The following is a 26,154-nucleotide window of genomic DNA, read 5'->3' as shown; positions in this document are numbered from 1 at the left end:
ATGAAACTACTTGCGATCGCATTCAATCTGCTTCTGCTCCTCGCGGCATCTATGTGCAGTTCATCTTCAGGGGAGAAAAGTCTCTTGGGTAATAATTCCAGCTCCAAAAAAGTGAATGATTCCTGTTTGATGGACTATACGGGAGAAAATGAAGGGAAGTTTTTCACCGAAGAATTCATCAAGGAATTGGCCAACGGAAATCCGATCACATCGGATCATTATGAACGGAGGCATATGTATAGATATTCCTGGAAGGAGAATGGTGTCATCCATTTCATAGGGTTTGATGAAATGGAAACCGCTGAAAAACTCCGGCTAAAGCGGAATGATAAGAATAAGGATATTCCGAATCTGGTGGTGGACTATACCAAAAACACTTACCGGGACAAAACGCCTGAAGAAGCAGCAAAATTGAACAAACTAATCGATGATGAGCTTGGAAAATCCAACGATCCCAATGCCAATGCCTCTTCCAATAAAACTCTTCAAAACACGGTCATGGACATGCAGCAAAACGCTTACATCCCATTGGATACAAAGGCAGATTACGCGGTTTACAACAGGAAAGGTTTCGGGGTATATGTCGTTGTAGGAGAGGTGTTGCTCTCGCTCAGCGCCCAAGTAGGCCCTTATGGGTCTGTGGATGAGGAAAAAAGTGTAGAACTGGCTAGGAAGCTGGCAGATAAAGTGGCAGGAGTATGCAACTGATGCTTAGGGTGGTTTCGTTCTGTTTGGCTTTGATACCATACTATGCAGTGGGTCAATCTCAAGTGATGTCGTCTTCTGAGCAACACATGGTTTACTTTGAAGTTGGTGGACAATTGGTTTTTGATTCTGTTGCGATGGCAAATTCTACACTTACTGTATATCCCAACCAGCTAATTTTTAGCGTGATGGATGATGAAGGCCAGCATATCTCATTGACTTTTGCAGGAAAAGATATTTCACAACGGAAGCCTGAAGTATTGTCCTTCGACGAGCCTGGCTTATTCCATGGCTACAGTGAATCTGGAGATGTGTTCTTTATTTCTTATGGAAAATTTTCCCATGACCGCGAGCCTGGACAGATCAAATACGACACCTCCCTGCCCCAAGATATCATGGAGGGCAAACTCCAGGTGATTAGTTGGACTGCTGAGGAATTTGTCTTTGAGTTTGAGGGCAAACTGGGCGAAGGAGATGCTGCAGGTAATCCAGATAGTTGGGTTCCGTTTTCAGGTAGAGTGGAATCAGGCAAGTACCAGAAATTTGAGATGTAGGAGCCATCTCTTCATAACTACTGTAGCAAGTGCGACATAGGGATCTATTAGCACTTCTAAGAAATCAATAATGAACGTTTTACCAACCAATAACTCTAAAAAATTGAAAACACTTATTCGAATACTCGCGCTTGCTTGGTTCGCTTTTATTCTAGTGGAATCCAATGCCCAAACTGTCAAAGGAGCAATTACCGTAGGAAAAAGCTCTGAACTGAAACTGGAAACCAAATCAGATAATCTGATAGATCTATTCATCGATTTCAGGAAAGAAAGATACCCCATCTTGTTTTCCTTTCAGGGTGATGGAATCAAATCCAAAGAAGGGAGAGAGATCATCTTTTTTGAATTTATCACTGAAGTCTATCACAACGGAAAATTAATGGGGAAGACTTCACGTAACCCTATGCCATATATCCCGGGAGATATGATCATTGGCACTGAAGGTTTTGACTTTATTTCCTTATTAAGTTATAACGAGAAAAGCAGGGTTACTTTGAAAGAAACACCTGCCAAGCTCGCCCCTGGGAATTACCAGGTCAAGTTGCTTGCCCGGCCATTGGAAGTAAAAGGCCAGATCAAGCCCGCCACTTTTTCTTTCACCATCCAATAGACATGTTATGAGGGCTGATTTTATAAATCGAATGATGCTGCTAGCCGGCATTTTCCTACTTGCCTTTGCCTGCGGTGGATCCAAAGAAGATCAGGCGCTTGAAAAAGTAGCAAAGGAACTAGGGATGGACAAAGAGAAGTTAAAAAGCAAATCCTTCTATTCCTTCAAAATCTCCGGCGGTTCTCTGGACGGGAAAACGTTCACCACGCCGGTATATGCGCAGGGTGGCATTGATTCCAGATGGGACGGGAACAAGGAAATCAGCGCTTCCACAGTTAGCTTTATAGATCCACCACAGGGCAACAGTACCTTTAGAATGATCTGGGAAGAGGATAAGATAAGTCCGCTTAAGCCCGAAGAAAATCCCTTTGGTGAGAATTCCTTCATAGAATTGAAAGTGGCGAAAGATGATGAAAAATACGTGTTTCTATCGCAGAGTGGTTCTTATAAATTGATCTCTAAAAAACCGAAAACCTGGGTAGACCAGATCACTAAAGAAGAGTATCCGATATTAGATATAGAAGCTGAGTTTGAGGGGGATTTTACCGAAACTACCTCTGGTGAAAAAGTCAAGATCAAAGGCTGGGTAAAGGGGTTCGATCCAAGGTGATTTTCTTTTTGGGGGCGCTAATCTGCCTCACTGTCCATTTACAAATCAGGCTATAACCCATGCGGCGTAGATGATATTCATCTTCTGCCTGGGAGGATTATGGTCTTTCTAAACTAATAAATCATGAAAAAACACATTTATATACAGCTAATCCTACTTTTCTTGGCGGGATGGGCACAGGCACAAAATTTCACAGGCGTATGGAATGCATCTATGGTGAATGACAAGTCAAAAGTGGATCCTAATATCGAGTACCATTTGACCCAAAATGGAAATACGATCACCGGGGAAATTATTCACAAAAAGGAAAACATGAGGGCTTCGCTTACGGGTACAATGGCTAATAAGGAAGTCGCGGGTACACTGAAATATGACAAAAATCCATGGCATTCGCTGGATCAGAAGTTCAGGATTTTCATTAGAGCGAATGATAATGCCACGATGTTTATGCACGAGAGCACCAAAGGTGCGCGCTTTTTTGGAGGCCCCATATTCAAGAATCAAACCTTAACGAGCCAGCAAGCAAATAAAGCTCAAGCAGCGACATCACTTCAAAAAGGCACATTTTCTAAAGGAAGTGGTACGGTAGTCCAGAAAGCTACGGGGACACCCAAAGTAGGAGTTCAGATGGCGATGACACCAAAGAAAACAGCTAGAAACATCGGGGGCTATTACCGTATCGAAGGCATGGCCGATGCGAGTGGCACGAAAAGGAACCTCTTCGTGAATGTTAGGAATTTTCCTGACAATAAAGATAAAAGTAAGGCGTACGGAGAAGCACTGATCCTAGGAAATGCCTATGGCATAGGTTCTCCAGAAGGAAGATTATTCGGGTACGAGACCAATGAGGATGATGTGACCGTGATGTTTGATCCGATCTACGAAAATAACTCCAAGAATACCCGGGCCAACGGTCGGATTGCGGTTGGGAGTAATGGCACGTATCTCGTAGCTCCAAAATTGGGGTATAAAATGATTAAAATCAGCCAGGCAGAAGCTGAGCGGGAGAGTAAGAAGCTAAGTGCTACGGTAAAGGTGAGGGTGGAATATAAGTTTATTTATTTATCATCGTCCTTATTTTGGGACACATCTGTGGGGAATTCTTTCCATGGACTGGCCAAAAAACTGCCAATTGAGCTATATGGAACTGGCAGTATTCGAGCATACAGAGAAACTTCCTCAGGAACCTCTGAATTGAACAGTCTAGGAAACACACCTGCACGTGTTTTTGATATACCGAAATCGAGGTCTCAAAATAAGCACGATATCTACTATTTTGACAAGGAAAAGAATTTGACTTTCGGAGGCAGCAGGCCTATTTATTTCGGTTTTTATAAGTTTGCAAAGGATGCAGAATTAGAAAAATCGAACGATCATAGCAACCAAGCGATTTTTCGTGTTGATCGAGTGAGGGAATTTGAGGTAAACAGAGCGGCATTAGAGGGGGAAACTGAACGGGTTGCGATAAATGGGCAAGCTCATTTGTCTAACAAACTGGCCTCCGGAGACATCAATTTTGGTAATATTCATAGAAGGGTATATTTACATGAATTGACAAATCCTCGCAAACTCACAAACTACGAACAATATTACAACAGGATGCAAGAAGGAAAAGGCGAAGCTGAACATGGGCCGCCCCTCGTAAATCCACCTTACTACTTTTTTGCAAACCTTGGAGGAATGAATCCCCCTATCATGATTTCGTTTACTGTAGAAATTATTGATTAACCGACACATTAGAGATATGCTCGTAAGTTCCTTAAAAGATAAATTAGTAATAGGACAGCTTAAAGGTTTTTCACTATTGTGTTGCCTCTTAATTCCGTTTACACCTTCTTTTACCCAAGACATAGACCTTGCCACCTACGACAGCGAAGAAGGCGGACTTTATTTCGATCAGGCTATTATTTACTCCTATTCAGATCATACGGGTAGGTCAGGGGAAGTGTGGGTCTATTACAGTACCTGCAGTAAGCGCTTCCTCTTTGACCACGCCGCATGGGGCAGGGAAGATGAGATGGTCCACTACCTCATTGCCCAGCCTGACGGCAGTTACCTGACCTTCGGCACAGAAGCCGAAGGGCCAGGCAACGGCAGGGTAGTCACGGTGGACTCGGTATATCTGGAGCCCAAGGATAATCTTATTGCCATCCCTTCCAAGGACGAGTACATCGAGTTTACTGCTATTCCTGAGCCTAATGAAGTAATTGCAGGGTTGGAGAGCAAGGCGTATGAGGTGAGGAAACTCAAGGAGGCGAATGGTTCTGAAAAAATCCACCTCGCTACAGTAGATTTTGATACACGATTGATCTACTTGTTTAACCAGCAGGCAAAAGAACTTCGGTTGCCTGACATACTGGGACAGTCTTTCGGGCTTGGGGCTGATCAGCTGATTACCCAGCTGGAATCCACTTATAGAGATTCAAATGGACAAGTCTATTGGAGTAAACTAAGACTTGAGACAATTGACCCTACTACCTATTGGGCTCCGTTTGCTGATTACATCTTAAGGAAAAGAACACCTGATGGGAAGCTTTCTTCCCGCCCGGTTTCTGAAGTTTTGAAATTACACGCTCCCTGTCAATAAGGGACATTGTGTAGAGGAGTATTCATTCTGGCTTTCTGCGTATTACTTTAATGCCCTTACTTGAACTCTGTTTGGTTCTATTCTTGGGGAATTCCACCTTGATCCTCGTCGCTACGGATGGGATTCCCAATTTTAAACTGAAAGCACATACCTGCAGTTAAGCAGATGCACTTTTTGCCTATAGACAGAAAACAGGACTGGAGAGTCGTTCAAATCAAAAGATAACCTTTGAAAGAAATCCAATCCAGTTTGTTTTTGCAACTTTGTTTCGTAAAGCGATTGCAAGTATATTTGCAATTCAGTTGCAAATAATGGTTTATGCTTTCTCTCTTATCCACTTTGGTGGGACTAGTTCAATTGACCTCTCTCTTTCAAATCGCAGCAGATGGTAGCTTGAATAAGTCTGGTTCGACCACCATTTCCGGATATTCTACTCAAGCTACAGATACAATACCCTCAGATACATCCAGTACGGTCAACTTGGAAGAATTTCTTTTAATAGATCGGGCTTATCAGTTGAGGAATGAGGAATCAAACGCTCTGGATATTGTAAAACAGGGCTTTATAAGGGAAAATAGGGGTGGGAGTTTAATGAAGTCTCTTGAGCGCCTGCCTGGAATCAGTACCATAGGTATTGGATCCGGCGCATCCAAACCACTGATCCGGGGCTTGGGCTTCAATCAGGTTATGGTGGTAGAGAATGGTATAAAACACGAAGGCCAGCAGTGGGGCGCAGATCACGGATTGGAGATAGATCAGTACGCCGCTGATCAGGTCATGATCATCAAAGGGCCAGCCTCTTTTAAATACGGTTCGGATGCTATAGCCGGAGTAGTGGACATACGTGAAAGTCCTGCCCCTTCAGAAAACGGCGCTGGTGGGACAGTAGATCTGGGTGCTAAATCAAATAATGCTTGGTTAGGAGGTTCTGTCAGTTTATTTGCCAGGAAGAATCGCTGGTTTGTTGATGGGAGGATTACATATGCTTCTTATGGCGACTTCAGAGTACCTACGGATTCAGTATTTGTTTATGATTTCGGGGTGGAGTTAGCCAATAATCACGTAAGAAATACCGCGGGAGACGAATTTAATGTTAGCGGCAGAGTAGGCTACATAGGAGACAGGCTTCGCAATACTTTTTCAGTTTCCAGAGTGAGCTCCAAATCTGGATTCTTTGCCAACGCACATGGGCTAGAGCCCCGTCAGGTGGATACAGAACTTCATGACCGCTCCAATAGGGACATTCTGCTGCCATATCAGGAAGTAGATCATACCAAGTATATCAATAAACTCAGCTATGCGGTAGGTAATAATCTACTCGAAGTGGATCTTGGTTATCAGAGAAATAACCGCAAGGAGTGGAGCCAATATGTGAATCATGGCTATATGCCCCCGGTGTTTCCTTCGGAAATGCCCTATTCTTCATCTTTGGAAAGGGCTTTTGACAAGGAAGTGATTTCGCTTAACATCCGTAATGAGCTGTTCTGGGATAAGCACATATTATCTTTTGGTGCAAGTGCTGAGTATCAGGACAACGCCATCGGTGGATGGGGTTTTTTGATTCCGGAGTTTAACCAGTTCAGTTATGGCATATTTGCAGTAGAGAAGTTCAAGGTCAACCCACGTCTGCAGTTGACAGGGGCTTTGCGCTATGACCACAGCCAGATCCAGGTCTCTGCGTATCAGGATTGGTTTCCCAGTGTAAAAGACGCAAGTCAAGCCACAGAAGCTGATTACCTGTACCGTGCCGTGGATTTCAAAAGAGATTTTCGGAGTTTGGTATGGTCGGCAGGGTTCAATTATGTCCCGGGAGATATTAGCTTTAAAGGAAATGTGGGCACAAGTTTCCGGGTTCCCATCGCCAAAGAGCTCGCGGCCAATGGTGTCAACTATCATTATTTCAGATACGAACGAGGAAACGCCGATCTCTCACCGGAGCGTTCTTTCCAATTGGATCTGGGTACTGAAATCAACAAAGAGCAATTAAAGGTAAGTATCAGTCCCTTTCTAAACTATTTCCCCAATTACATTTATCTCAATCCTTCTTTTGAGCATGATTATCTGTATGGTGCAGGAAATCAGGTGTTTAATTATACCCAAAGCGAGGTGTTTAGGTATGGGGCGGAAATCTCTGCCGCATATCTGTTAGATTCCCAATGGAGCTTTGAGCTGCTAGGTGAATATGTCTATAGCCATCAGCTTTCTGGTGACAAAAAAGGCTTCACCTTACCGTTTTCCCCACCGCCATCCGGGATAGTCAGTGTGACGTATAAGCCCGCGCTTCAGGGCAATTTCAGTTCGCCCTACATTACGTTGGATTGTAGGTTGACAGCCAGACAGAACAACATTGTGCCGCCGGAAAAGCTGACCCCTGGCTACCAATTGGTGAATTTAAGACTGGGCTCTGAGCTGCCAATCGCCGGACAGAAAGTGAACGTTGACCTTCAGGTTCAAAATCTATTTAACACCGAATACCTCAACCATACCAGTTTCTATAGGCTGATAGACCTTCCTGAGGCCGGCAGGAACATAGCCTTGTCATTGCATTATCAGTTTTAAACTTACCAACTTAATTACAATGAAATTACAATCAGCCTTTCTTCTAGCATTACTTTCCTTTTCCCTACTAGCTTGTTCGGGCAATGAAGACGAAATAGACACGCAGTTGCCAGTGATCGATATGGACTTTGCCGAAGCCTTCCCCAAACAATGTGATGTGCTGGAGCGGGGAGAAACATATGAGTTTGCAGCTCGGTTTATTGATAATTTTGAGTTGGGGAGCTACAGCCTGGATATCCATCACAACTTCGACCATCACACACATAGTACTGAAGTAAATGATTGTGAGATGGATCCGGTCAAAACTCCCGTGAATCCCTGGTTGGTAATCGAAGGTTTCCCTATTCCTTCAGGTCAAAAAGAATATCAGGTAACGCAGACCTTGGAGGTTCCTGAGGATATAGACCCGGGAGATTATCATTTTATGGTCAAACTCACAGATAAAGAAGGTTGGCAGACAATACGTGGGATAAGCATCAAGGTAAACTAGCAGAAAAGCAATAGCTGATAAGCTGAGCATTAAAAAACAGCATTTCTGTAGTGTCCTGACAGTACTATGATAGCTTCTGTCACAGTACTATGCTGAATCCCTGACTTTGGGTGAGAAAAGCCTGTTGTACCTGGAATTTGAGGCTTTTGATGGATTGGAGGGCTTGCAATATTAAATAACAAATCGACCTTCTGTAAAAATTAACGCAACTATATTGCATTATTTGCTCTGGTTTTTGCAACAATGTTGTATGTTTGTCGCTCAGATCTCAGACTACTAAATCAACTATTTTATAATTACCAGTATGATTAACATGAAGAAGAACAACACAAGATTCCTAATGCCAGCATTGATTGCCGGAGCTTTTTTGACATTTTCCTGCTCGGAAGATGATCCGGATCCAATTGTCCAGGAAGGCATAGAAAAGGCAAGTTTGATCTTTACTGAGATTTCCGGAGAGGGTGATTTTGGGCCTCACGGAGACCATTTCCATGGAATCAACTCAGCGACAGAGGGAGAGTCTTCCACTATCGAATTCGATTCCCAGGGAAATGCGGTTTCTGGAGGACATCTGCATCTTCACCCAGATGGGGTTTACAAGGTTGAGCTTCAGGCTTGGGATTACCAAGGCAACAGAGTGGAAGGTGATTTTATCAAGGACAAAGCCACTGCGGATATGTACAAAGCTTTTCTTATCGGTGGTGACCTTATTATGAATCCGGATACCGACGATGAGTCTGGTGCTATTTTCCAGCCTAGAGAGCAGACTTATGGTGATGACACAGCAGTAAGCGGTCAGTATGAGACTACAGGTATATTAGGGTACTTTACGCTTGGAGAGTCTAATGAGGGAGAATTCATGATCACTTATGTTCTTAGAGAATTTGCTGAAGCTGACACTAAAGCTACTATTACCAGAACCGACTGGAATTCAAATGACTATGCAACTAGATTTCCTGGTCAAGACGTGTTGGCACTGGAGTTTGAGATCCATGCTGAAGACGATCATGACCATTGATTGTAGAATTGGTTAGAATGGCTAAAAGCTGTCTGGGTTTTTCAGGCAGCTTTTTTTTAAGTAGGGCCTGCTGAAAAACGCCAGCAACCGATTAAAAGCTTTCATTTTGCATGATAAGCCTATTTTTCATACGAGCGTTTTTTAGCAGGCCCTAAGTTAGGTGTATAAGCGTTAATGAAGGTTGTTTTTTTGTTAGATGCTATTTCCTTCTTCTAAATTCATTTATGTATAGCTTATGTGAAATTGGTGAAAGTTCCCTACCTGAAACTTTATGGTAAATGACTTACTGATTAACATGTAGTTGAAGTTTCAGTAACTATCCATAATCATGGTAAAGTCATCCTAGGCACCAAGCCCCAAAAGGCATTACCGTTCATCCCTGTTCACAAAAGGGTAACGCTTCATTCATCTGTATGAAAAAATATAACTTTAATTTCGAGTGTTTTAAATTGTTACTTACTAAACGGCACAAATGAAATCGGAGCAACAAAAAGAAAATTCAGGAAGAAGAACCTTTATAAAAAACTCATTAATGGTAAGTGCGGGCTTTATGGGGCTTAGGTATTTTACAGGTACCTCAGCACTTGCCGCAAACAGTACTTCCCTTTATAACAAATATGGTCCATTGCTAAAGGATCCAAAAGGTATCTTTGACCTGCCAAAAGGCTTTTCTTATAAAATCATCTCAAGATCCGGAGAACTTATGGATGATGGTTTTTTGTCTCCAGGCCGCAACGATGCCATGGCCGCATTCCCGGGAAAAGAGGGTAGGGTAATCGTAGTCAGAAATCATGAGATCTCTTCTGACGATCTTGAGAACGGGCCGTTTGGAGTTGACAACGCTAAGCTTCAACAGCTATCTGAGGCCGATATTTACGACAGGGGCTATGGCAAAAACCCGAGTTTGGGTGGGACCACAACCTTTGTGTTCAATGAGGATACACAGGAAATAGAGTACCAGTATCTTTCCCTTGCAGGAACTATACGCAATTGCGCGGGAGGGCTCACCCCCTGGGGATCCTGGCTTAGCTGTGAAGAGACTTTTGACAGTAAGCTGGAGGGAGTAAATGAGCAAAACCATGGGTATGTGTTTGAGGTGCCTGTATCCGATGTTGCCCTGCTGGCAGAGCCTTTTCCCTTAAAAGAGATGGGACGATTCAACCATGAAGCAGTCGCAATCGATCCTGATAGTGGGCTGGTGTACCTCACCGAAGATCGGGGGGATGGGCTCATCTATCGTTTTATCCCAAATGAACCTGGAAATCTACGTGCTGGAGGCAAACTTCAGGCGCTTGGTATTAAAGGACAAAAGGGATTTGATACCCGAAACTGGGAAAGCCAGACTATCAAAACAGGAAAGCAACTTGAAGTAGAATGGATCTATCTTGAAGATACTGATCCTGAGGAAGATGATCTTAGACTCAGAGGCTTTGCGCAGGGTGCAGCGAGATTTGCCAGGGGAGAAGGTATGTGGTATGGCAATGACGAGGTCTATTTTGCCTGTACCAATGGCGGTAAGGAAAAGCAGGGGCAAGTATTCCGATATATTCCTTCAGCCGATGAAAAGAAGGGGGATCAAGCAGGTGGAGGACTTCTTGAATTGTTTTCGGAGCCAAATGATAAGGAGATTTTGCGTGCCTGTGATAATCTCACCGTGGCTCCTTGGGGGGATCTTGTGCTGTGTGAGGATGATAAGCACCCCAGGCTGATTGGTATTACTTCTAAGGGAGAAGTTTATCATCTGGGTTTGAATGTAGGCTATGAATCAGAATTGGCTGGTGCTTGCTTTTCTCCCAGCGGTAAAACGCTCTTTGTGAACATTCAGCATGCCGGACTTACATTGGCGATCAAGGGCCCTTGGGTATGATAGGCTTAAAACTTCATGATTTCTGTTTTTCTAATGGTAATGCCTCATTGGTATGAGTTTTATCTTTTACCGCAAGGAAGCCATAGAAAATGAATTTGGGAATGCAGGACTATTTGAAGTAACAGAAGTGACCGAAAATTACCCGTTTCACCTAATAAAATGTAGGAAACAAGTGTAAATTGACAAAGCAATAAAAATTTTGCAAACTAGCCTCACTAGTAAAAGCGGCCTTTTAGACTATGAACGGTGATTCTTCAAGGGGCTTTCAATTGGCTTACTTATTCTTGTTAATGGTAAAAAGTTTGTCCGAATTCTTTTTGCGGATTGCTAATTTTCGAAAATAATTTTAGGATTGTAGTAAGGGTAAATTTTAAGTGAGTTGTCATAAGGTTATAATCATCTAGAATAGTCTATAAAACCATGACAAGTTTCGCAATAATAACAGGTGCCGCTGGAGGACTTGGAAAGGCCTTTTCATTTGAATTAGCAAAAATAGGGTATAATACAATCCTCATTGATTTGCCAAATAAAGAATTGGCATCTATCTCTAATGAAATTGAAAACAAATACAGTAACAAGTCTTTATATTATGAAACTGATTTAACTAATATCGGAAACATAATCGAGATGTCAGATGATATTAACCAAAAATATAATGTTTCAATTTTGGTTAACAATGCGGGAGTTGGTGGGACTAAACGATTTGAGGATGCGGACTTTAATTATCTTAACACTATTATTCAGCTTAATGTAATGGCAACAACCATTATGACCAAGCAAATATTTCCGAATCTGCAAAAACAGGAAAAATCATACATTCTCAATGTCTCAAGTATGGTCGCATTTAGTCCTGTTGCATTCAAAACAGTATATCCTGCTTCAAAGGTATTTGTGCATTTCTTTTCAAGGGGTTTGTATGAGGAATTTAAAAAATCAAATGTTTTTGTTAGCGTGGTAAACCCTGGTCCCATGAAAACCAATTCAGATGTAACCGCAAGAATAAACAGACAAGGTTTTTTGGGCAGACTGGGATTGATGTCACCAGAAAAAGTAGCTGAAATATCCGTGAAACAGCTTTTCAAAAGAGATACATTAATAATGTTGAGAACAAATGGACTCAGTTGGCTTTTGTTGAAATTCATCCCAATATGGATTAGGTTGCCATTGTTCTCAAAAGCAGTAAGAAGGGAAATAATAAATTAAAAAAAGTGGAAAGCGTTTTTGTTACTGGAGCAAATGGATTGCTTGGCACAAATTTGATTTTAATGCTTTTAGAACAAAATTACTTTGTTGTAGCATTTGTTCGAAAGCGACACAGTTTTGTGATTCAAAGACATGAAAATTTGAAAATAGTTGAAGGTGAATTGCAAAATGAAGAACTACTAATTAAAGAAATACAAGAGTGCAAATTTGTTGTTCATATTGCGGCAAATACTTCACAAAAGCTATTAAGTCTAAGCGAATACTATTCAGCAAATGTGCTTGGAACTCAGAATGTAATGAAAGCATGTGTAAAAAACCACATCAAAAAGATGGTTTATATTGGCACAGCCAACTCTTTCGGGTATGGTAATATTTCAAATCCTGGAAATGAGAATTTGCCTATGAAGCCTCCATATACAAAGTTATATTATGCTTTGAGCAAAAATCAAGCTCAAGGAATAATTGACAAGGCTTCCTCAAAACTAAATATCACAACCATATGCCCTACTTTTATGCTTGGTGCTTATGATAGTAAACCAAGTTCAGGCAGGATAATACTAATGGCATTGAACAAACGCTTTGTGTTTTACCCTTCTGGAGGCAAAAACTTTGTTCATGTTAATGATGTCGCAAAGGCAATTATTAAATCGTTATACTTGAAACAGTCAGGGCAGAAATTTATTCTAGCAAATGAGAATTTAAGCTATAAGGATTTCTTCAAAAAGGTAATTCATTTGAACAATCAAAAAACCAAACTGATTCCACTGCCTAACCTCATACTAATGCTTCTGGGAGTGTTTGGTGATTTTTGCAGGTTTTTTAAGCATAGGACAGAACTGTCATCCGTTAATGTCAAAGTGCTAACAATCAACAACTACTACACAAACAAAAAAGCATTGCAAGCATTGAATCTTGAATCAACACCAATTGATAGGGCGATTATTAGCTCCTTGGATTATTTTAAACAAAACACCTCAAAAAAGTATTAAGGCTTTTTCCCACAACAACTTTCAAATTCCCTTCTTGGTATTTTTTTCAATCCTCACAACCTTCCTAATCCTCAAAATTTTGATATGATATTATAGTTCTAAACATGATCCTTCTTTAGGAGAAAGCCTGTCCCGATGATCTAATCCAGAGAACGAAGTGATTAGGGGAGCAAAGCGATATCTGGAGGATGGATGAGGTAGATAAGCCAATTGCAAATTGGTGCTAATAACCGGGTAGGACAGGGCGTGAAGAAATCTTCCAGAGGAGGGCCTAGCGTTAAGAATCTTTCCATTGAAAAGATTTAGCTAGGAGCCAGCATGCAGGGAGGGGAGCCATGGGCCAGCCTGTAGGAGGACTAATCTAGCGAAAGCCTGTCCCGGTGAGCAAAGCGATATCGGGAGGCCAGCTTGTAGGAGGACTGAGCGTTTAGGATTAGTCCGGTGGACTAATCTAGCGAAAGCCTGTCCCGGTGAGCAAAGCGATATCGGGAGGCCAGCTTGTAGGAGGACTGAGCGTTTAGGATTAGTCCGGTGGACTAATCTAGCGAAGGGCCAGCTTGTAGGGTAGGCAAATCCCACCCAGTCCCACAAGCGTTTTGACTGCTCCTGGAGGGGGCGATTTCGTTAAGCGTCGCTTGTCTGTCTATTCCTGCTGTAGGGAAACCAAATACCGTGTTGCTTGTCTTTTCCTATTTTGCCAGCCCGAAAACCCGGTTATTTCACCACATACGATATCACCTCCACTTCGGACAGCCTGAAATACCCCAGAGCATATTCGCTCCCGTCAGTCTGATTGACAATATTTCCCCTGATATTGGCAGGCGGTGTACTGAAAGCACCACCGCTCGTCACTTCTTCCAGGAGCGTCATATAATGGAAAAAACGACGGGATATGCCGCCAATCCTAAAAGTCACCTCATTGCCCACTTCCAGGTCTTCATGCATAAAATCAACCTGTATTCGATTGCCTTGGGACAACTCATTGTCGATGAGCGTTCGGGTAGGGGTTGCCAGAAAAGCCGTATTGACTTCGGAAAGGTAAAAATTGCCTTCCTCTCCATTATCCGGATAATAGACCTTGATCCGGATCCACTCGTTCCCAAAAAAACTGACCCCATCTTGTTCAACGGCGGAAATTTCGGGCATTTCAATAAGCTTTTCGCTAGCGGTGTATGTATGTCCGTTGTTGATGATGGTTAAGCGGTACTCCTCTCCGATAACCGGTACAAAATTGCCGCAATCATACCGCCCGGCTTCCGAGGTTTCCACAAAATGAAATTCTTCCCCGGAGCTGTTGGCTATCAATACCTCTGCTCCCGATACCGGAGGGACTTCGGCTGCATAATAATCGGCGGTGGTGCTCAGTCGGATAGTTTGTTGGCTGCCGTCCGTCCCTTTTGCCCAGGATATATTGGCATCGATGACCAGACGCGGTTCCGCCGTGTTCAGGTTTACATCGATGACGTCTTCACAGGACGTGGATAATGCCAAAATTAGCAAGTAGCCTATACGCTTATATAAGTTCATGTTTATCAGAATTTAAAATTATACGAAATACCGGGGACTATGCCGAATATGGAAAGCCTGACGGCTTCATTGATTCCGGTTTCTTCGTTCGTCCGAAAATTGATGGACGCTGCGTTGTTTCGTCCGTACACATTGTACAAACTGAACACCCACTCGCCCTGCAATTTTTTTTCTTTTTTGGATTTGGGCACGTATGTGGCCGAGAGGTCAAGATGGTGGTAAGCCGGGAGCCTACTGTCGTTCCGGGATCCGTAGTTGGGTATCTTGATACCGCCAAACTCGTACTGTCCGTCGGGGAAAGTAACCGGCCGTCCGGTCTGGAAAGCGAAGTTGGCACCCAGCGTCCAGCGGGAGTCCAGCTGATAGCCCCCTGTGACAGATATATCGTGTAATTTGTCATAGGGGGATCGGTACCATTCACCGTTGGCAATCCCTGTTTCCTCAGGTGTACGCCCGGGGGTACGTTGTTCAGCCCTTGAAAGCGTATAGGCCACCCAGCCTGTGAGCCTTCCTGTATTTTTCTTCAATAATACTTCCAGCCCATGGGCGCGCGCCTCCCCATTGAGGATTACTTGCTCAATGGCATTGTTGGCGATAAGGTTGGCCCCATCGATATAATCAATCCGGTTTTGGACGGTTTTATGAAATACTTCGGTTTCCAGTGAGAAATCTCCGCCCTTGAAGTTCATGAAGTATCCCAGGGCTATCTGGTCTAGCTGCTGGGGGTCTATGAATGGCCCACTTGGTGTCCATAAGTTGATCGGTATGGGGGATTGGGTATTGGCCAGAAGGTGGATGTACTGGGCCATTCGGTTGTAACTTGCCTTGACGGACATGTCCTCATTGAAAGCATAAGAAATCCCCATACGGGGTTCTATATTGCCGAAGCTCGATATGGTCTTGCCACTCCCGTAATGCACAGATCCTGTAGGCGTAGCCCCTTCGTATAGCTGAAAATCAGGATTGAACACCACAGCCCTGTCACCTTCGTACTGCTTGATTTCCTCGCTCCCTATCCGATAAAACAGGCTATAGCGTGCTCCATAGCGTACCGAAAACCTTTCAGAAAATTTGTGTTCGGCATCGATATAAATTGCGGGTTCCATGGCATATTTTCTATCCAGCTGGGTGGAATTAAAGCTCGAGTTTTCACCCTTGGCGGTAAGTGTACCGGGATTAAAGTCGTAAAAAACAGCTTGTGCCCCATAATTCAGTATGAAATCATCAGAGAAATAATGGTTGAAATCGTATTTCAGCCCGTAGTTCGTTACCGAGTTCTCCCAACCAAAATCCACAATGTTTAGGTCAAGTTCGAATAAATACATGCTGTACATTGCAGACAGATTCGAAATCAACTTGTCCGAAAAACGATGTTGCCAGCGCAGGTTGGCCACCGAGTTTCCATATCTGCTTGCAAATTCGCCTCCAATATTAAAAACATCCCTTCCGTGGTATCCCGAGAAGTAGAGGTTGTCGTTGGGACCAAGCCTATGGCTCAATTTGGCGTTGAAGTCATAAAAATAGGCTACGTTATCCCTAAGATTCTCTGTCAGTTTCAAAAACAGGTGGGCATACGAACTTCTTCCGGCTAACATAAAGGAACTCTGATCCTTTTTTAGCGGGCCTTCAGCCATCAATCTGCTTGAAATAAGGCCAATATCCCCGTTTATATAAAAGTCCCTGTCATCGCCGGTCTTCTGGTGTACGTCCAACACCGAAGAAACCCTGCCGCCGTAGCCGGCGGGAATACCCCCTTTGTACAATTCCAAACCACTTAAGGCATCGGCGTTGAATATGGAGAAGAAACCGAATAGGTGCGAATCGCCCAATATCGGAACGCCGTCCAAAAGAATGAGGTTTTGGTCGGCGGCACCGCCACGGACATTAAAGCCGGAAGATGCTTCGCCGGCGTTGGTTACACCGGGTAGCTGCAGGATAGACTTCAGTGGGTCGGGCTCACCGAGCGCCGCCGGCATCCGTTTTATTTCAGCCACCGAAAGCCGGTTCATGCTCATCTGTGGGTTTTTTATTTCAGCACTGTTCTTTATGGAAGTCACGAGCACCTCGTCCAGCACCTCGCCATCGGCATCCAAAACATAGGTCTCATGGACATCTCCTGTTAGATTTAGGGTTATTTCCCTGTCTGAAAATCCGATATGGCTGATTCGTGCCGTATGGGCACCTCTTGAAAGTGTTATGGAAAAAGCTCCGTTTTCGTCGGTTACAGCGCCGGTTTGCCTTTCCCTTATATAGATGGTGGCACCCATCAGGGGTTCGTTGGCCTCATCGAGCACCACACCGCTGTAGGTGTAAGAGGATGCCTGCGAATCCTTAGGTTTTTGGAAGGGCTCCGTTTTTAGTAGTACGGCTATATTTTTTCCCTTCGGGACGAAATTATAAGGGAGTTTCTCATTTAGGGTTGCAATCACCTCATCAATGGCTGCATTTTTTATGTTCAGGTCTGTCCCCACCGAATTTGAGAGGGGCAGTCCGTCATCATAAGCAAATTTGTAGTTGCTTTGGTTTTCTACTTGCTGGAATACATCCCGGAGCGTGGGATTCTTTAGATCCACGGAGATTCCTTGTGAAAAGGCCTTCGAAATCATAAGTATAAAAAAGGCCGCAAAAAAGGAGGGTTTCATTTATTAGTTGGTTGTTTTCTGTTGATACATTTATTCTGACAAGGTAATCTGCTTCAAGCCCTCATCTGTTTGAATGTTCAATCCATATATTGCGGCAATAGTCTCTATAATATCACTTAAATGGTCACTTTTGCTCACCCGCAGGGTAACGGTTTTCCCCAACAGAGTTTGATCGGCCGCAACGGTGTATCCGTAGGTATCCAGAATATATTCCATGACCTTGCCCAGCGTGGTGTTTTCAAAATCTATATAAGTTGTAAAGAGGTCGATATCTACCTCACCACCGATGTAGTCAAATTGTTGGCCCGGAGCCAATTCCCAGCTGCCTTCCAGTCCCTCCACTTCCATTTTTACGCTGCCCTCATAAAGCTGAAGCATAACGCCTTTTTCCGGCAGCGCTTCGATATGGAACGAGGTACCCAATACGGTGGTCATGGTATTCAGGCCGGCCAGGGTAAAGGGAGTGGCCTCGTTCCGGGTCACGTCAAAAAAAGCTTCTCCAATCAGTTTGACAGATCGCTTTTCCCCAAAATTTTTGGCATAGTACAGGGTACTTTTGGGCTGTAGCCTTACCACCGTGCTATCGGGAAGATAGAGGGTCTTTACCCTACCACCCGAATTTTGTGCGATCATATACCCGCTTTCACCACCTGCAGGTTTGTTGCCAATATTATTAAACATAAAAATCAGCAGTATAAGTACCGCAGCCGCGGCTGGCGAAACCACATACCAGCGACGGTATAGTGGGGGCGCCTTTCTTTTAAATGCCTTTTCCGAAAAATGCCTCCATGAGGTTTCCATTTCCGCTGTTGGTTTTCGGGGATACTCTTGTTCCCAAAGGACTTTCAAATAATCTGTTATTCTTTTTCTATCCATTGTCCCGGAGGTTAATATGCCAGTTCTTCACAGAAAAAGCCTTTTGAGGTTAACAGGGAGATGACCCGTTGCGATAGATCCTCACAGCCTCCATTGGTTTCTACCCTTAAAATCTTATCGCAGTCTTCCAGATCAAAATTGATGATGCAGTCGGCCAACTTCATCTGCATCAATTCCAAAAGCTCCTTGGCCTGCCGGTTACCCTTTACATTGGTCTTAAAAACTTCTACAGTCATAAATTCGCTGATATGGTATATAGCAGTCATGACAATTGGGAAAAGAAAAGTTCCTAATGGGAAAAGGGTTTTTTGGAAAAAAAAATCAGGACCAGCTGATCAGCAGGGATATTGAGATTTCAAGGATCGCTGCGCTTCCCAGGTTTTCTTTGATGAATTTATTGGCAAGATAAATATGGTTGGCAATGGTTTTTTGGGAGAGGCTGGTCATTTCTTCAATCTCTTCGTAAGAATATCCGTCTATTTTGTGCAGTGTAAAAATTTCCTTTTGTTTTTTGGGGAGCTTATTTATAAGCGCATTCAGCAATTGCTGTTTTTCCGCTAGTTGGTCATCGTCCGAGCTTTCACTCTCATTTGAGAGCGTATAAAGAAGATCCGCTGGGTCAAATGAACTATGTTTCTTTTCTCTTTTGAGATGGTTGAGGATAACATTTCTGCATATCACGAACAACTGTTTGTCCAAAAGCACTTCTTCTTTTAGCAGCCCCCTTTTCTCATATAGCTTTAAAAAGGTTTCGTGTACAAAATCCTCAGGAGACAACAACTGGAAATTGAATTTCCTTCCTATGCCCATCAATTTGGCATAATACTGCATATATACTGCCTTGAAAGTGGCTTGGTTTCCCGCTTGTAGTTTCCTGACAGTTATTTTGTTGTTTAGCATACGATGTTTTTCGGCATCAAGTCAGTTTTTCATGCATGTGGTTAACCCATTTGTAGAATGGGGTGTGCGTTGCCAGATGAAGACCAAGTCAGATAACGACAAGGTATAAAGTTGCGTATTCATAGGCATATAATACCTGTCTAATATGAACTGGGGGGAATTGTAAAGAATCGAGTAGGAGAATGGGGTTTTTGGATGTATTAAGATTTTGGGATTCAATATTTTAAAACCAAAAACAATCGCTTGTGATTAAGGGTGAAATTACCGAATTTTTTGTTTTCATCGACGATTTTATAGTGATTTTGGATCAGGAATCCTAAAACACCTTCTTGAATAATCAACTAAGTAGTTTGATGAATAGAGATGCTTCCTTTCCCTGTTCCGAAATCATGCGTGTTTTGAGACTCTTCCATTATGGTCAGTTTTCAAACTTCAAAAGCTATTACAATCACGACGTGTCTTCCCATAAGAAAGATTTTTGCCGGGGGGATTTTTCGGATTCAAAATAATCAACGATGTGCAGAATTTAAGGGCGATGGTTAAACAGTGAAAATGAGCCAACAAATCATAATTTTATCATCGGGACATCTATTGCAATCAAAAACATTTTTTGAGGCGGTTTGAAGCTGTATTAGATTTTCTAATGCAAGAATTTGGGTTAAAGCATCGATTATAGGTGGTAGGGTACTGACATGGATGTCCAGTTGAAATAGGATTTTTACCCAATCCCGGTGCCTATTATGCTATTCGTTTAAACCAGGCATTGTATATGTGAAAAGGTTGTTCTCGTTTTGTAATAGCGTTGACTTTTCCATTTGGATTTTGAACGTAAAACTTTACAACACCATTCATTCCCGTCAATTAATGCAATAAAATTGTATTAATTGACAAGTATCGTTCTGTTCAAAGACAAAATTGACAGTATGAGTCTGTACCGCATACTTCAGACTTTTTCAGACAAAAACATTCTCTGTAAGTTGATAGACTGTAAAGGCGCCGTAAGTTACATTTTTGACAAGCACGCTTTACAGGAGAATTCTCATTTTCATCCCCATTACAAATGCAAAGCCTGGAATAATGTCGTGAAGCTGGCAAAGGCTAATTTGGATTAATTGAAGAAGCTGAATATAGAAGAGTTGAACATTTTGGCAGAAGGTAACTGCAAAGCATGTGGAGGCAAAGAAAAAGAATTATTTGCTCTAATGCCCATGATCCTATAGCTATTCAACTCTAGTCATTTTGTATTTGGGGATGTCGCCAGATAGACTTTAGCTTATGAAATCGAGCCTACCTACAGGATTCAGTCAGGGATTCCCTGTCGGACGACAGGCGGGCATGTGACCATTTTAAAACAATCATAAACAGATGAAGACAATTTTTAGGAAGAGGGTGTGGTGAGAAAACTACATTTTGTAAGTGTTTAACAACATATAGCTTTCAAATAGCTGAGATCATAAACTATCCCCAAGTGAATATTGCTGGTTTTCATGAAGAATAGAATGGGATACCACGCAGCTTTTGTGGATAGTGTCAATTGGAACTCTAATTGTGAGTTGAAAATAAACCAGGTAGTCTGCATCTTAATTAAGAGCAGCCTCGCTGGAGTGTATCTGGTCTATGATAGAAGTAATGTTATTGCTTACGACTAGCTGAAAAAACCGCTCGCATGACAAATGGATCAATCTCATTCAGGTGATAGCTTTTAATCGATTGCCCATGTTTTTCAGCATACACTAACTAGTCTTTAGGATCGATCCCATTAAATGGGATTTCTCTTTACTAAACCTAACCTACACTAATATGAATACTAAACTTGCTGAAATGCTAGGAGAAGAGCTTGAATACCTACTTGGCCATGAATGTAAAACCATTGGTAAAAACCTTTTGCAGTTGCCTTCAGAAAACTTTGTAGATCAGGTTTTCTTATATAGCAATAGAAATTGCCAGGTGCTCCGAAATTTAAATTTGCTGTTCGGTAGCGGGAGATTGGGAGGGACGGGGTATCTGTCCATTCTTCCTGTAGATCAGGGGATAGAGCACTCAGCAGGAAGTGCTTTTGCCCCAAATCCCATCTTCTTTGATCCGGAGAATATCATCAAACTTGCCATAGAAGCAGGGTGTAATGCCGTGGCTACCACGATGGGTTCCTTGGCCATTCTCTCCCGGAAGTATGCCCATAAGATCCCCTTTATAGCCAAACTAAACCACAATGAGTTGCTAACATTTCCCAATAAGCACAATCAAATCATGTTTGGATCAGTGGATGAGGCCTGGAATTTGGGAGCGGCTGCTGTGGGAGCAACCGTCTATTTTGGGGCTGAAGAGTCTAATAGGCAGATTATTGAAGTATCATCAGCTTTTGAGCGTGCGCACGAATTGGGCATGGCCACCATTTTGTGGTGCTATACCAGAAATGAAGCTTTTGAAAAAGACGGAACCAACTATGAGACAGCTGCTGATCTTACAGGGCAAGCTAATCATCTGGGAGTAACGATCCAGGCGGATATAATCAAACAAAAATTGCCGACCAATAATGGGGGATTTACTACGGTTGGTTTTGGTAAATCAGATCCGGCAATGTATGACAAACTCAGCAGTGGGCATCCCATAGACTTATGCCGCTATCAAGTAGCAAACTGTTATATGGGAAAAATTGGGTTGATCAATTCTGGAGGCGCATCTATAGGTGAGGGAGATAGCAAAGAGGCTATCAAAACGGCAGTGATTAATAAACGTGCAGGAGGAATGGGGCTGATCATGGGCAGAAAGGCATTTCAAAGACCTATGAAGGAAGGGGTTGAATTGCTGAATCAAGTTCAGGATATTTATCTCAATCCGGAGATCGGGATTGCTTAGGCTTGCTGGAATGCGCTAAAATTAATTGAGACACCTGTTGCATCAGGGTTACAGGTATAACCATACATGACCCAACTGTCACTCACTTAATAAAAGCAGGCAAAGAATTATGTCAGAAACGAAGAATAATTACAAAGCAATTATATTGGATATGGACGGTGTAGTCACACAGACGGCCATGTTACATGCGGAGGCATGGAAGCAGATGTTTGATGGATTTTTAAAAGAAAGAGATGAAAATAACTTTCAGCCTTTGGTGATCAATAAGGACTATAAACAATACATTGACGGCATACCAAGATTTGACGGTGTGCGTAATTTTTTAGCCTCAAGGCAAATAGAAATTCCTGAAGGACATTATGAAGACAGCATCGACGAAGAGACTGTCTATGGTTTGGGGAATCGCAAAAATGTGATTTTCCGGGAGCTGGTTGAGACCAAAGGGGCACACGTCTATGATGATGCCTTGGAGATGCTGGAAAAATGGAGTAAGGCAGGGATTAAATTGGCAATTATTTCCTCCAGCCGGAATTGCAAATACATTATTGAATCTGCAGGGCTCTCAGAATTGTTTGACGCCAGAGTAGATGGACAAACCCTAAGTGAGGAGGGGACCAAGGGAAAACCCGAACCCGATATTTTTCTTAAAGCCTGCGAAATCCTCAATGTGACACCCCAAGAAGCAATGATCCTGGAAGATTCTATTGCCGGCATATCAGCTGGTAAGAAAGGCGGATTTGCCCAAGTGGTGGGCGTGGCAAGAAATGGAGAAGAGAGAGAGCAGGTAGATGCAGGTGCAGATAGGATTGTGAAAGAACTTACTGAGCTAAAACTATGAAAGAACTACTGGACACCAAACCGTACATAGAGCTTCCGGATGCATTGGAAAATTTTCATGAAATAGCTAAAAAGCTTGATGGGAAAAGACCTATGCTTTTTTTAGACTATGATGGTACCCTGACTCCCATTGTCCCTAATCCTGAAGATGCAGTCCTATCATCTGAAACCAAAGAGGTCTTGAAAGATTTGGCTGCTGACATTACCATAGCACTTATTAGTGGACGTGACCGGGAAAATGTGGAATCCATGATCGGCATCCCAAAATTGATCTATGCAGGGAGCCATGGTTTTGATATTTCAGGGCCAAATGGCATGCAGAAGCAACATGAACAAGGTCAGGAAATATTACCTGTTCTGGATGAAGCAGAGCGTAATCTAAAAGAAAGTTTGACAAACGTATCAGGGGTGCAGGTGGAGCGTAAAAAATATGCCATAGCAGTGCATTATAGAAATGTTGACAAAGAGTTCGTACAGCAAGTAAAAACTGCTGTCTCCAAAGAAATTGAAAAACAGCCAAAACTAAAAAAAGGGAAGGGGAAGAAAATTCGAGAGCTAAAACCTGATTTGGATTGGCACAAGGGGAAGGCTCTTTTGTGGCTGTTGGAAGAATTAAGATCTGAAACTGATCAGCTGTTCCCGGTTTTCATAGGAGATGATATTACGGATGAAGATGCTTTTCAGGCAATTCAGGGTAGGGGCATTGGAATTATAGTAGGATCTCATGAGACAGAGACTGCGGCGTCCTACAGTTTGGGAAATGTGGAAGATGTCAATCTGTTTTTAAAAGAATTAAAAAAATTGATGAACAGAGAAAAATGAAATAAATACATTTTATAAATTAAATCTATAGTCGGATCCCAGGTGGTGTTCAATAGATTTTTCTGTTTCAATAACTGCTAAACCATTTCAGGATACACATGAAAAAATTCAGCATAGTATATAAAAACTGGAATCCAAAAGAACAAAATCATAGAGAAGCTATCTGCACTTTGGGCAATGGATACATTGCTACCAGGGGTGCCGCAGAGGAGAGCGGCAACACGGAGTATAATTATCCTGGGACTTACTTGGCAGGAGGATTCAACAGGGCCAAAACAGAAATTTCAGGAAGGACTATAGAAAATGAGGATTTTGTCAACTTCCCCAATTGGCTTTGTCTAAATTTCAGACCCACAGATGGAGAATGGCTGGATCTGGAAAGATTCAAGGTGCTGGAATACCGCCAGACACTTAATATGAAGAAGGGGGTTTTAGAACGAAATTTTCGGGTAGAAGATGCGGAAGGCAGAAAAACCCATATCCATAGTTGTCGGTTGGTAAGTATGCACAAGAAGCATATGGTGGGTCTGCAATGGATCTTCAGGCCTGAAAATTGGAGCGGGAAAGTCGAATTCCTTTCAGCATTGGATGGAAATGTGATCAATGACAATGTGGCAAGGTACAGAGACTTGGAAAGTCACCACTTGGTTTCTCATAGGACAGATCTGAGCCAGGATCAAATCATTCAGCTATCTGTCCAGACCAAGCAATCCAAGATCACCATGGCGCAAGCTGCAAGTGCCGTTATACTTCATAAAGGGAAACCGCTCCCAGCTGATATTGAAACACATCAGGATGAAGGCCGTATCAGTCAGGTTTTTTCTACGGAAGTCAAGGAGGGAAATGAATATGCAGTGGAAAAAACCGTAGCTATCTATACGTCCCGGGATGTTGCGATCAGCGAACCCATGCAGGAAGCATGTAAAAGTGTAAGACGGGCAGGTTCTTTTGCGGAGATGTTACGTGAACATACCTTGGCATTTGAAACCCTATGGCATCGGGCTGATATAAAGTTGGTGGATGATGATAAAAACCAGCTTTTGTTGCGTCTTCATACCTTCCATATCCTTCAGACTGTGTCTCCCAATGTTATCGGGGTAGATGTGGGGGTTCCTGCCAGAGGGCTTCATGGCGAAGCTTACCGGGGGCACATCTTTTGGGATGAATTGTTTGTTTTCCCATTTCTCAATCTCCGCTTTCCCGAGATTACCCGGAGTTTGTTAATGTATCGATACCACCGGATAGATGAGGCACGGTATGCCGCTAAGGAGGAGGGGAAAAGAGGGGCAATGTTTCCCTGGCAAAGTGGTAGCAATGGCAGGTCTGAAAGCCAGGTTCTACACCTTAATCCAGAATCGGGTAGATGGATTGCAGATAACACTTATCTGCAGCGACATGTAAATTCAGCTATAGCGTATAACATTTGGAATTATTTTCTGACTACGGGAGATCGAAAGTTTCTGTCTTTTTTCGGGGCTGAAATGTTTTTGAGTATTGCGGCATTCTGGGCAAGTATGGTCATATATAATGCGGAGGAGGACCGCTATGAAATCCACGGAATAGTAGGGCCCGATGAATATCATACTGCCTATCCAGGATCAGAGGAACCTGGATTGAAAAACAATGCCTATACCAATGTGATGACTGCCTGGGTGATGCAAAAGGCATTGGAGATCCTTGAGATTATCGATACTCGACGCAAGGAGGAATTGCTTCAGTTATTGGAGATCAATGATATGGAAATACTACTATGGAAGGAAATCAGTCACAAAATGTATGTTCCTTTTATTAAAGAGGGTATTATCAACCAATTTGAGGGCTATGAAAAGCTAGATGAGTTTCCTTGGGATGAATACCGGGAGAAATATGATGATATCCACCGACTGGACCGTGTTTTAGAAAATGAAAACAAAGATCCAAATAACTACAAAGCAAGCAAACAAGCTGATGTGCTTATGCTTTTTTACTTGTTTTCAGTGGATGAGCTCCATTTGATTTTTAAGAAGCTTGGTCATGAAGTGAATGAAGATGTAATTGTGAAAAACATCGAATACTATAGAAAACGAACCTCTCATGGTTCTACGCTTAGCAGGGTTGTCTTTTCATGGATTCTTTTAAAGTATAATCAGCTTCAGTCTTGGCAGAATTTTGAAAAGGTCCTAGTGAGTGACTTTGAAGATATACAGGGCGGTACCACGGCAGAGGGAATTCATCTTGGAGCGATGGCAGGTTCACTTGATCTGGTCCAACGGGGATTCTTGGGGCTGGAAGTGGGGGAGGAAACACTTTGGATCAACCCTCACAAGCTTGACCATATCAAGGAGATGTCATTGAAAGTGAACTTCCGGAGCCATTGGGTATTGGTCTCTATTTCAGGAAGAAATCTGAAAATTGTTTTTGAAGAAGGACATAAGGATAAACTAAAAATCGGTGTTGTAAATGATATCTGTGAGTTCCACAAGGGAATCCCAAGGGAATTTTCTCTTGCCTGAGATTGAGGTG

21 protein-coding genes are annotated in these 26,154 nt (G+C 42.7%); 16 read left to right on the top strand and 5 right to left on the bottom strand.

Annotation, left to right across the window (positions count from 1 at the left end):
* From LZF95_RS17305 to LZF95_RS17250, 12 genes are all read left to right on the top strand, one after another.
* Nucleotides 1-708, top strand: coding sequence for a hypothetical protein (locus tag LZF95_RS17305; protein ID WP_233756284.1), 708 nt, complete (start codon nt 1-3; stop codon nt 706-708).
* Complete coding sequence (locus tag LZF95_RS17300) at nt 699-1,259, top strand: hypothetical protein (protein ID WP_233756283.1); 561 nt, start codon at nt 699-701, stop codon at nt 1,257-1,259. The genes LZF95_RS17305 and LZF95_RS17300 overlap by 10 nt, the downstream gene beginning before the upstream one ends.
* A gap of 103 nt (nt 1,260-1,362) precedes the next feature.
* Complete coding sequence (locus LZF95_RS17295; RefSeq protein WP_233756282.1) at nt 1,363-1,869, top strand: hypothetical protein; 507 nt, start codon at nt 1,363-1,365, stop codon at nt 1,867-1,869.
* A 31-nt stretch (nt 1,870-1,900) separates the two neighbouring features.
* Nucleotides 1,901-2,479 (top strand): hypothetical protein, encoded by a 579-nt coding sequence (locus tag LZF95_RS17290; protein WP_233756281.1) that lies wholly within the window; start codon nt 1,901-1,903, stop codon nt 2,477-2,479.
* Between the two features lie 123 nt (nt 2,480-2,602).
* Nucleotides 2,603-4,207: a hypothetical protein gene (locus LZF95_RS17285; protein ID WP_233756280.1), complete on the top strand. Its 1,605-nt coding sequence runs from the start codon at nt 2,603-2,605 to the stop codon at nt 4,205-4,207.
* Between the two features lie 16 nt (nt 4,208-4,223).
* Nucleotides 4,224-5,066, top strand: coding sequence for a hypothetical protein (locus LZF95_RS17280; protein ID WP_233756279.1), 843 nt, complete (start codon nt 4,224-4,226; stop codon nt 5,064-5,066).
* Between the two features lie 318 nt (nt 5,067-5,384).
* The gene (locus tag LZF95_RS17275) at nt 5,385-7,625 is read left to right on the top strand and encodes a TonB-dependent receptor (protein ID WP_233756278.1); all 2,241 of its coding nucleotides are present in this window, start codon (nt 5,385-5,387) and stop codon (nt 7,623-7,625) included.
* Nucleotides 7,626-7,644: 19 nt separating this feature from the next.
* Nucleotides 7,645-8,115: a DUF4625 domain-containing protein gene (locus LZF95_RS17270; protein WP_233756277.1), complete on the top strand. Its 471-nt coding sequence runs from the start codon at nt 7,645-7,647 to the stop codon at nt 8,113-8,115.
* Nucleotides 8,116-8,428: 313 nt separating this feature from the next.
* On the top strand, nt 8,429-9,133 hold the full coding sequence (locus LZF95_RS17265; RefSeq protein ID WP_233756276.1) for a hypothetical protein: 705 nt from the start codon (nt 8,429-8,431) through the stop codon (nt 9,131-9,133).
* Nucleotides 9,134-9,605: 472 nt separating this feature from the next.
* The gene (locus LZF95_RS17260; RefSeq protein WP_233756275.1) at nt 9,606-11,000 is read left to right on the top strand and encodes an alkaline phosphatase PhoX; all 1,395 of its coding nucleotides are present in this window, start codon (nt 9,606-9,608) and stop codon (nt 10,998-11,000) included.
* A gap of 420 nt (nt 11,001-11,420) precedes the next feature.
* Nucleotides 11,421-12,203 carry an SDR family oxidoreductase gene (locus LZF95_RS17255; RefSeq protein WP_233756274.1) on the top strand — a complete coding sequence of 261 codons (783 nt, stop codon included), beginning with the start codon at nt 11,421-11,423 and terminating at the stop codon, nt 12,201-12,203.
* A gap of 5 nt (nt 12,204-12,208) precedes the next feature.
* Nucleotides 12,209-13,192: an NAD-dependent epimerase/dehydratase family protein gene (locus LZF95_RS17250; RefSeq protein WP_233756273.1), complete on the top strand. Its 984-nt coding sequence runs from the start codon at nt 12,209-12,211 to the stop codon at nt 13,190-13,192.
* Between the two features lie 714 nt (nt 13,193-13,906).
* Here the strand turns inward: LZF95_RS17250 and LZF95_RS17245 are convergent.
* Genes LZF95_RS17245 through LZF95_RS17225 form a run of 5 tightly spaced genes read right to left on the bottom strand, consistent with a single transcriptional unit; the run spans nt 13,907 to nt 19,137 of the window.
* The gene (locus LZF95_RS17245) at nt 13,907-14,719 is read right to left on the bottom strand and encodes a DUF4249 domain-containing protein (RefSeq protein ID WP_233756272.1); all 813 of its coding nucleotides are present in this window, start codon (nt 14,717-14,719) and stop codon (nt 13,907-13,909) included.
* 5 nt (nt 14,720-14,724) lie between these two features.
* Nucleotides 14,725-17,361, bottom strand: a complete 2,637-nt coding sequence (locus LZF95_RS17240; RefSeq protein WP_233756271.1) for a carboxypeptidase-like regulatory domain-containing protein — start codon at nt 17,359-17,361, stop codon at nt 14,725-14,727.
* A gap of 30 nt (nt 17,362-17,391) precedes the next feature.
* Nucleotides 17,392-18,237, bottom strand: a complete 846-nt coding sequence (locus LZF95_RS17235; protein ID WP_233756270.1) for a FecR family protein — start codon at nt 18,235-18,237, stop codon at nt 17,392-17,394.
* An 11-nt stretch (nt 18,238-18,248) separates the two neighbouring features.
* Nucleotides 18,249-18,503, bottom strand: a complete 255-nt coding sequence (locus LZF95_RS17230; RefSeq protein ID WP_233756269.1) for a hypothetical protein — start codon at nt 18,501-18,503, stop codon at nt 18,249-18,251.
* Between the two features lie 55 nt (nt 18,504-18,558).
* Complete coding sequence (locus tag LZF95_RS17225) at nt 18,559-19,137, bottom strand: RNA polymerase sigma factor (protein WP_233756268.1); 579 nt, start codon at nt 19,135-19,137, stop codon at nt 18,559-18,561.
* Nucleotides 19,138-20,937: 1,800 nt separating this feature from the next.
* Here LZF95_RS17225 and LZF95_RS17220 point away from each other — a divergent pair.
* The 4 genes from LZF95_RS17220 to LZF95_RS17205 all read left to right on the top strand — a co-directional run bounded on the left by LZF95_RS17220 (nt 20,938) and on the right by LZF95_RS17205 (nt 26,144).
* Nucleotides 20,938-21,993 (top strand): class I fructose-bisphosphate aldolase, encoded by a 1,056-nt coding sequence (locus LZF95_RS17220; protein ID WP_233756267.1) that lies wholly within the window; start codon nt 20,938-20,940, stop codon nt 21,991-21,993.
* A gap of 109 nt (nt 21,994-22,102) precedes the next feature.
* Nucleotides 22,103-22,831, top strand: a complete 729-nt coding sequence (locus tag LZF95_RS17215) for a beta-phosphoglucomutase family hydrolase (protein ID WP_233756266.1) — start codon at nt 22,103-22,105, stop codon at nt 22,829-22,831.
* The gene (otsB, locus tag LZF95_RS17210; protein ID WP_233756265.1) at nt 22,828-23,652 is read left to right on the top strand and encodes a trehalose-phosphatase; all 825 of its coding nucleotides are present in this window, start codon (nt 22,828-22,830) and stop codon (nt 23,650-23,652) included. The genes LZF95_RS17215 and otsB overlap by 4 nt, the downstream gene beginning before the upstream one ends.
* A 98-nt stretch (nt 23,653-23,750) precedes the next feature.
* Nucleotides 23,751-26,144, top strand: a complete 2,394-nt coding sequence (locus LZF95_RS17205; RefSeq protein WP_233756264.1) for a glycoside hydrolase family 65 protein — start codon at nt 23,751-23,753, stop codon at nt 26,142-26,144.
* Nucleotides 26,145-26,154: the final 10 nt, after the last annotated feature.

It is taken from the genome of Algoriphagus sp. AGSA1 (assembly GCF_021390545.1).
Taxonomy (GTDB): domain Bacteria; phylum Bacteroidota; class Bacteroidia; order Cytophagales; family Cyclobacteriaceae; genus Algoriphagus.
The sequence above is the reverse complement of the archived record's forward strand: the minus strand, read 5'-3'. Positions and strand labels throughout refer to the sequence as shown.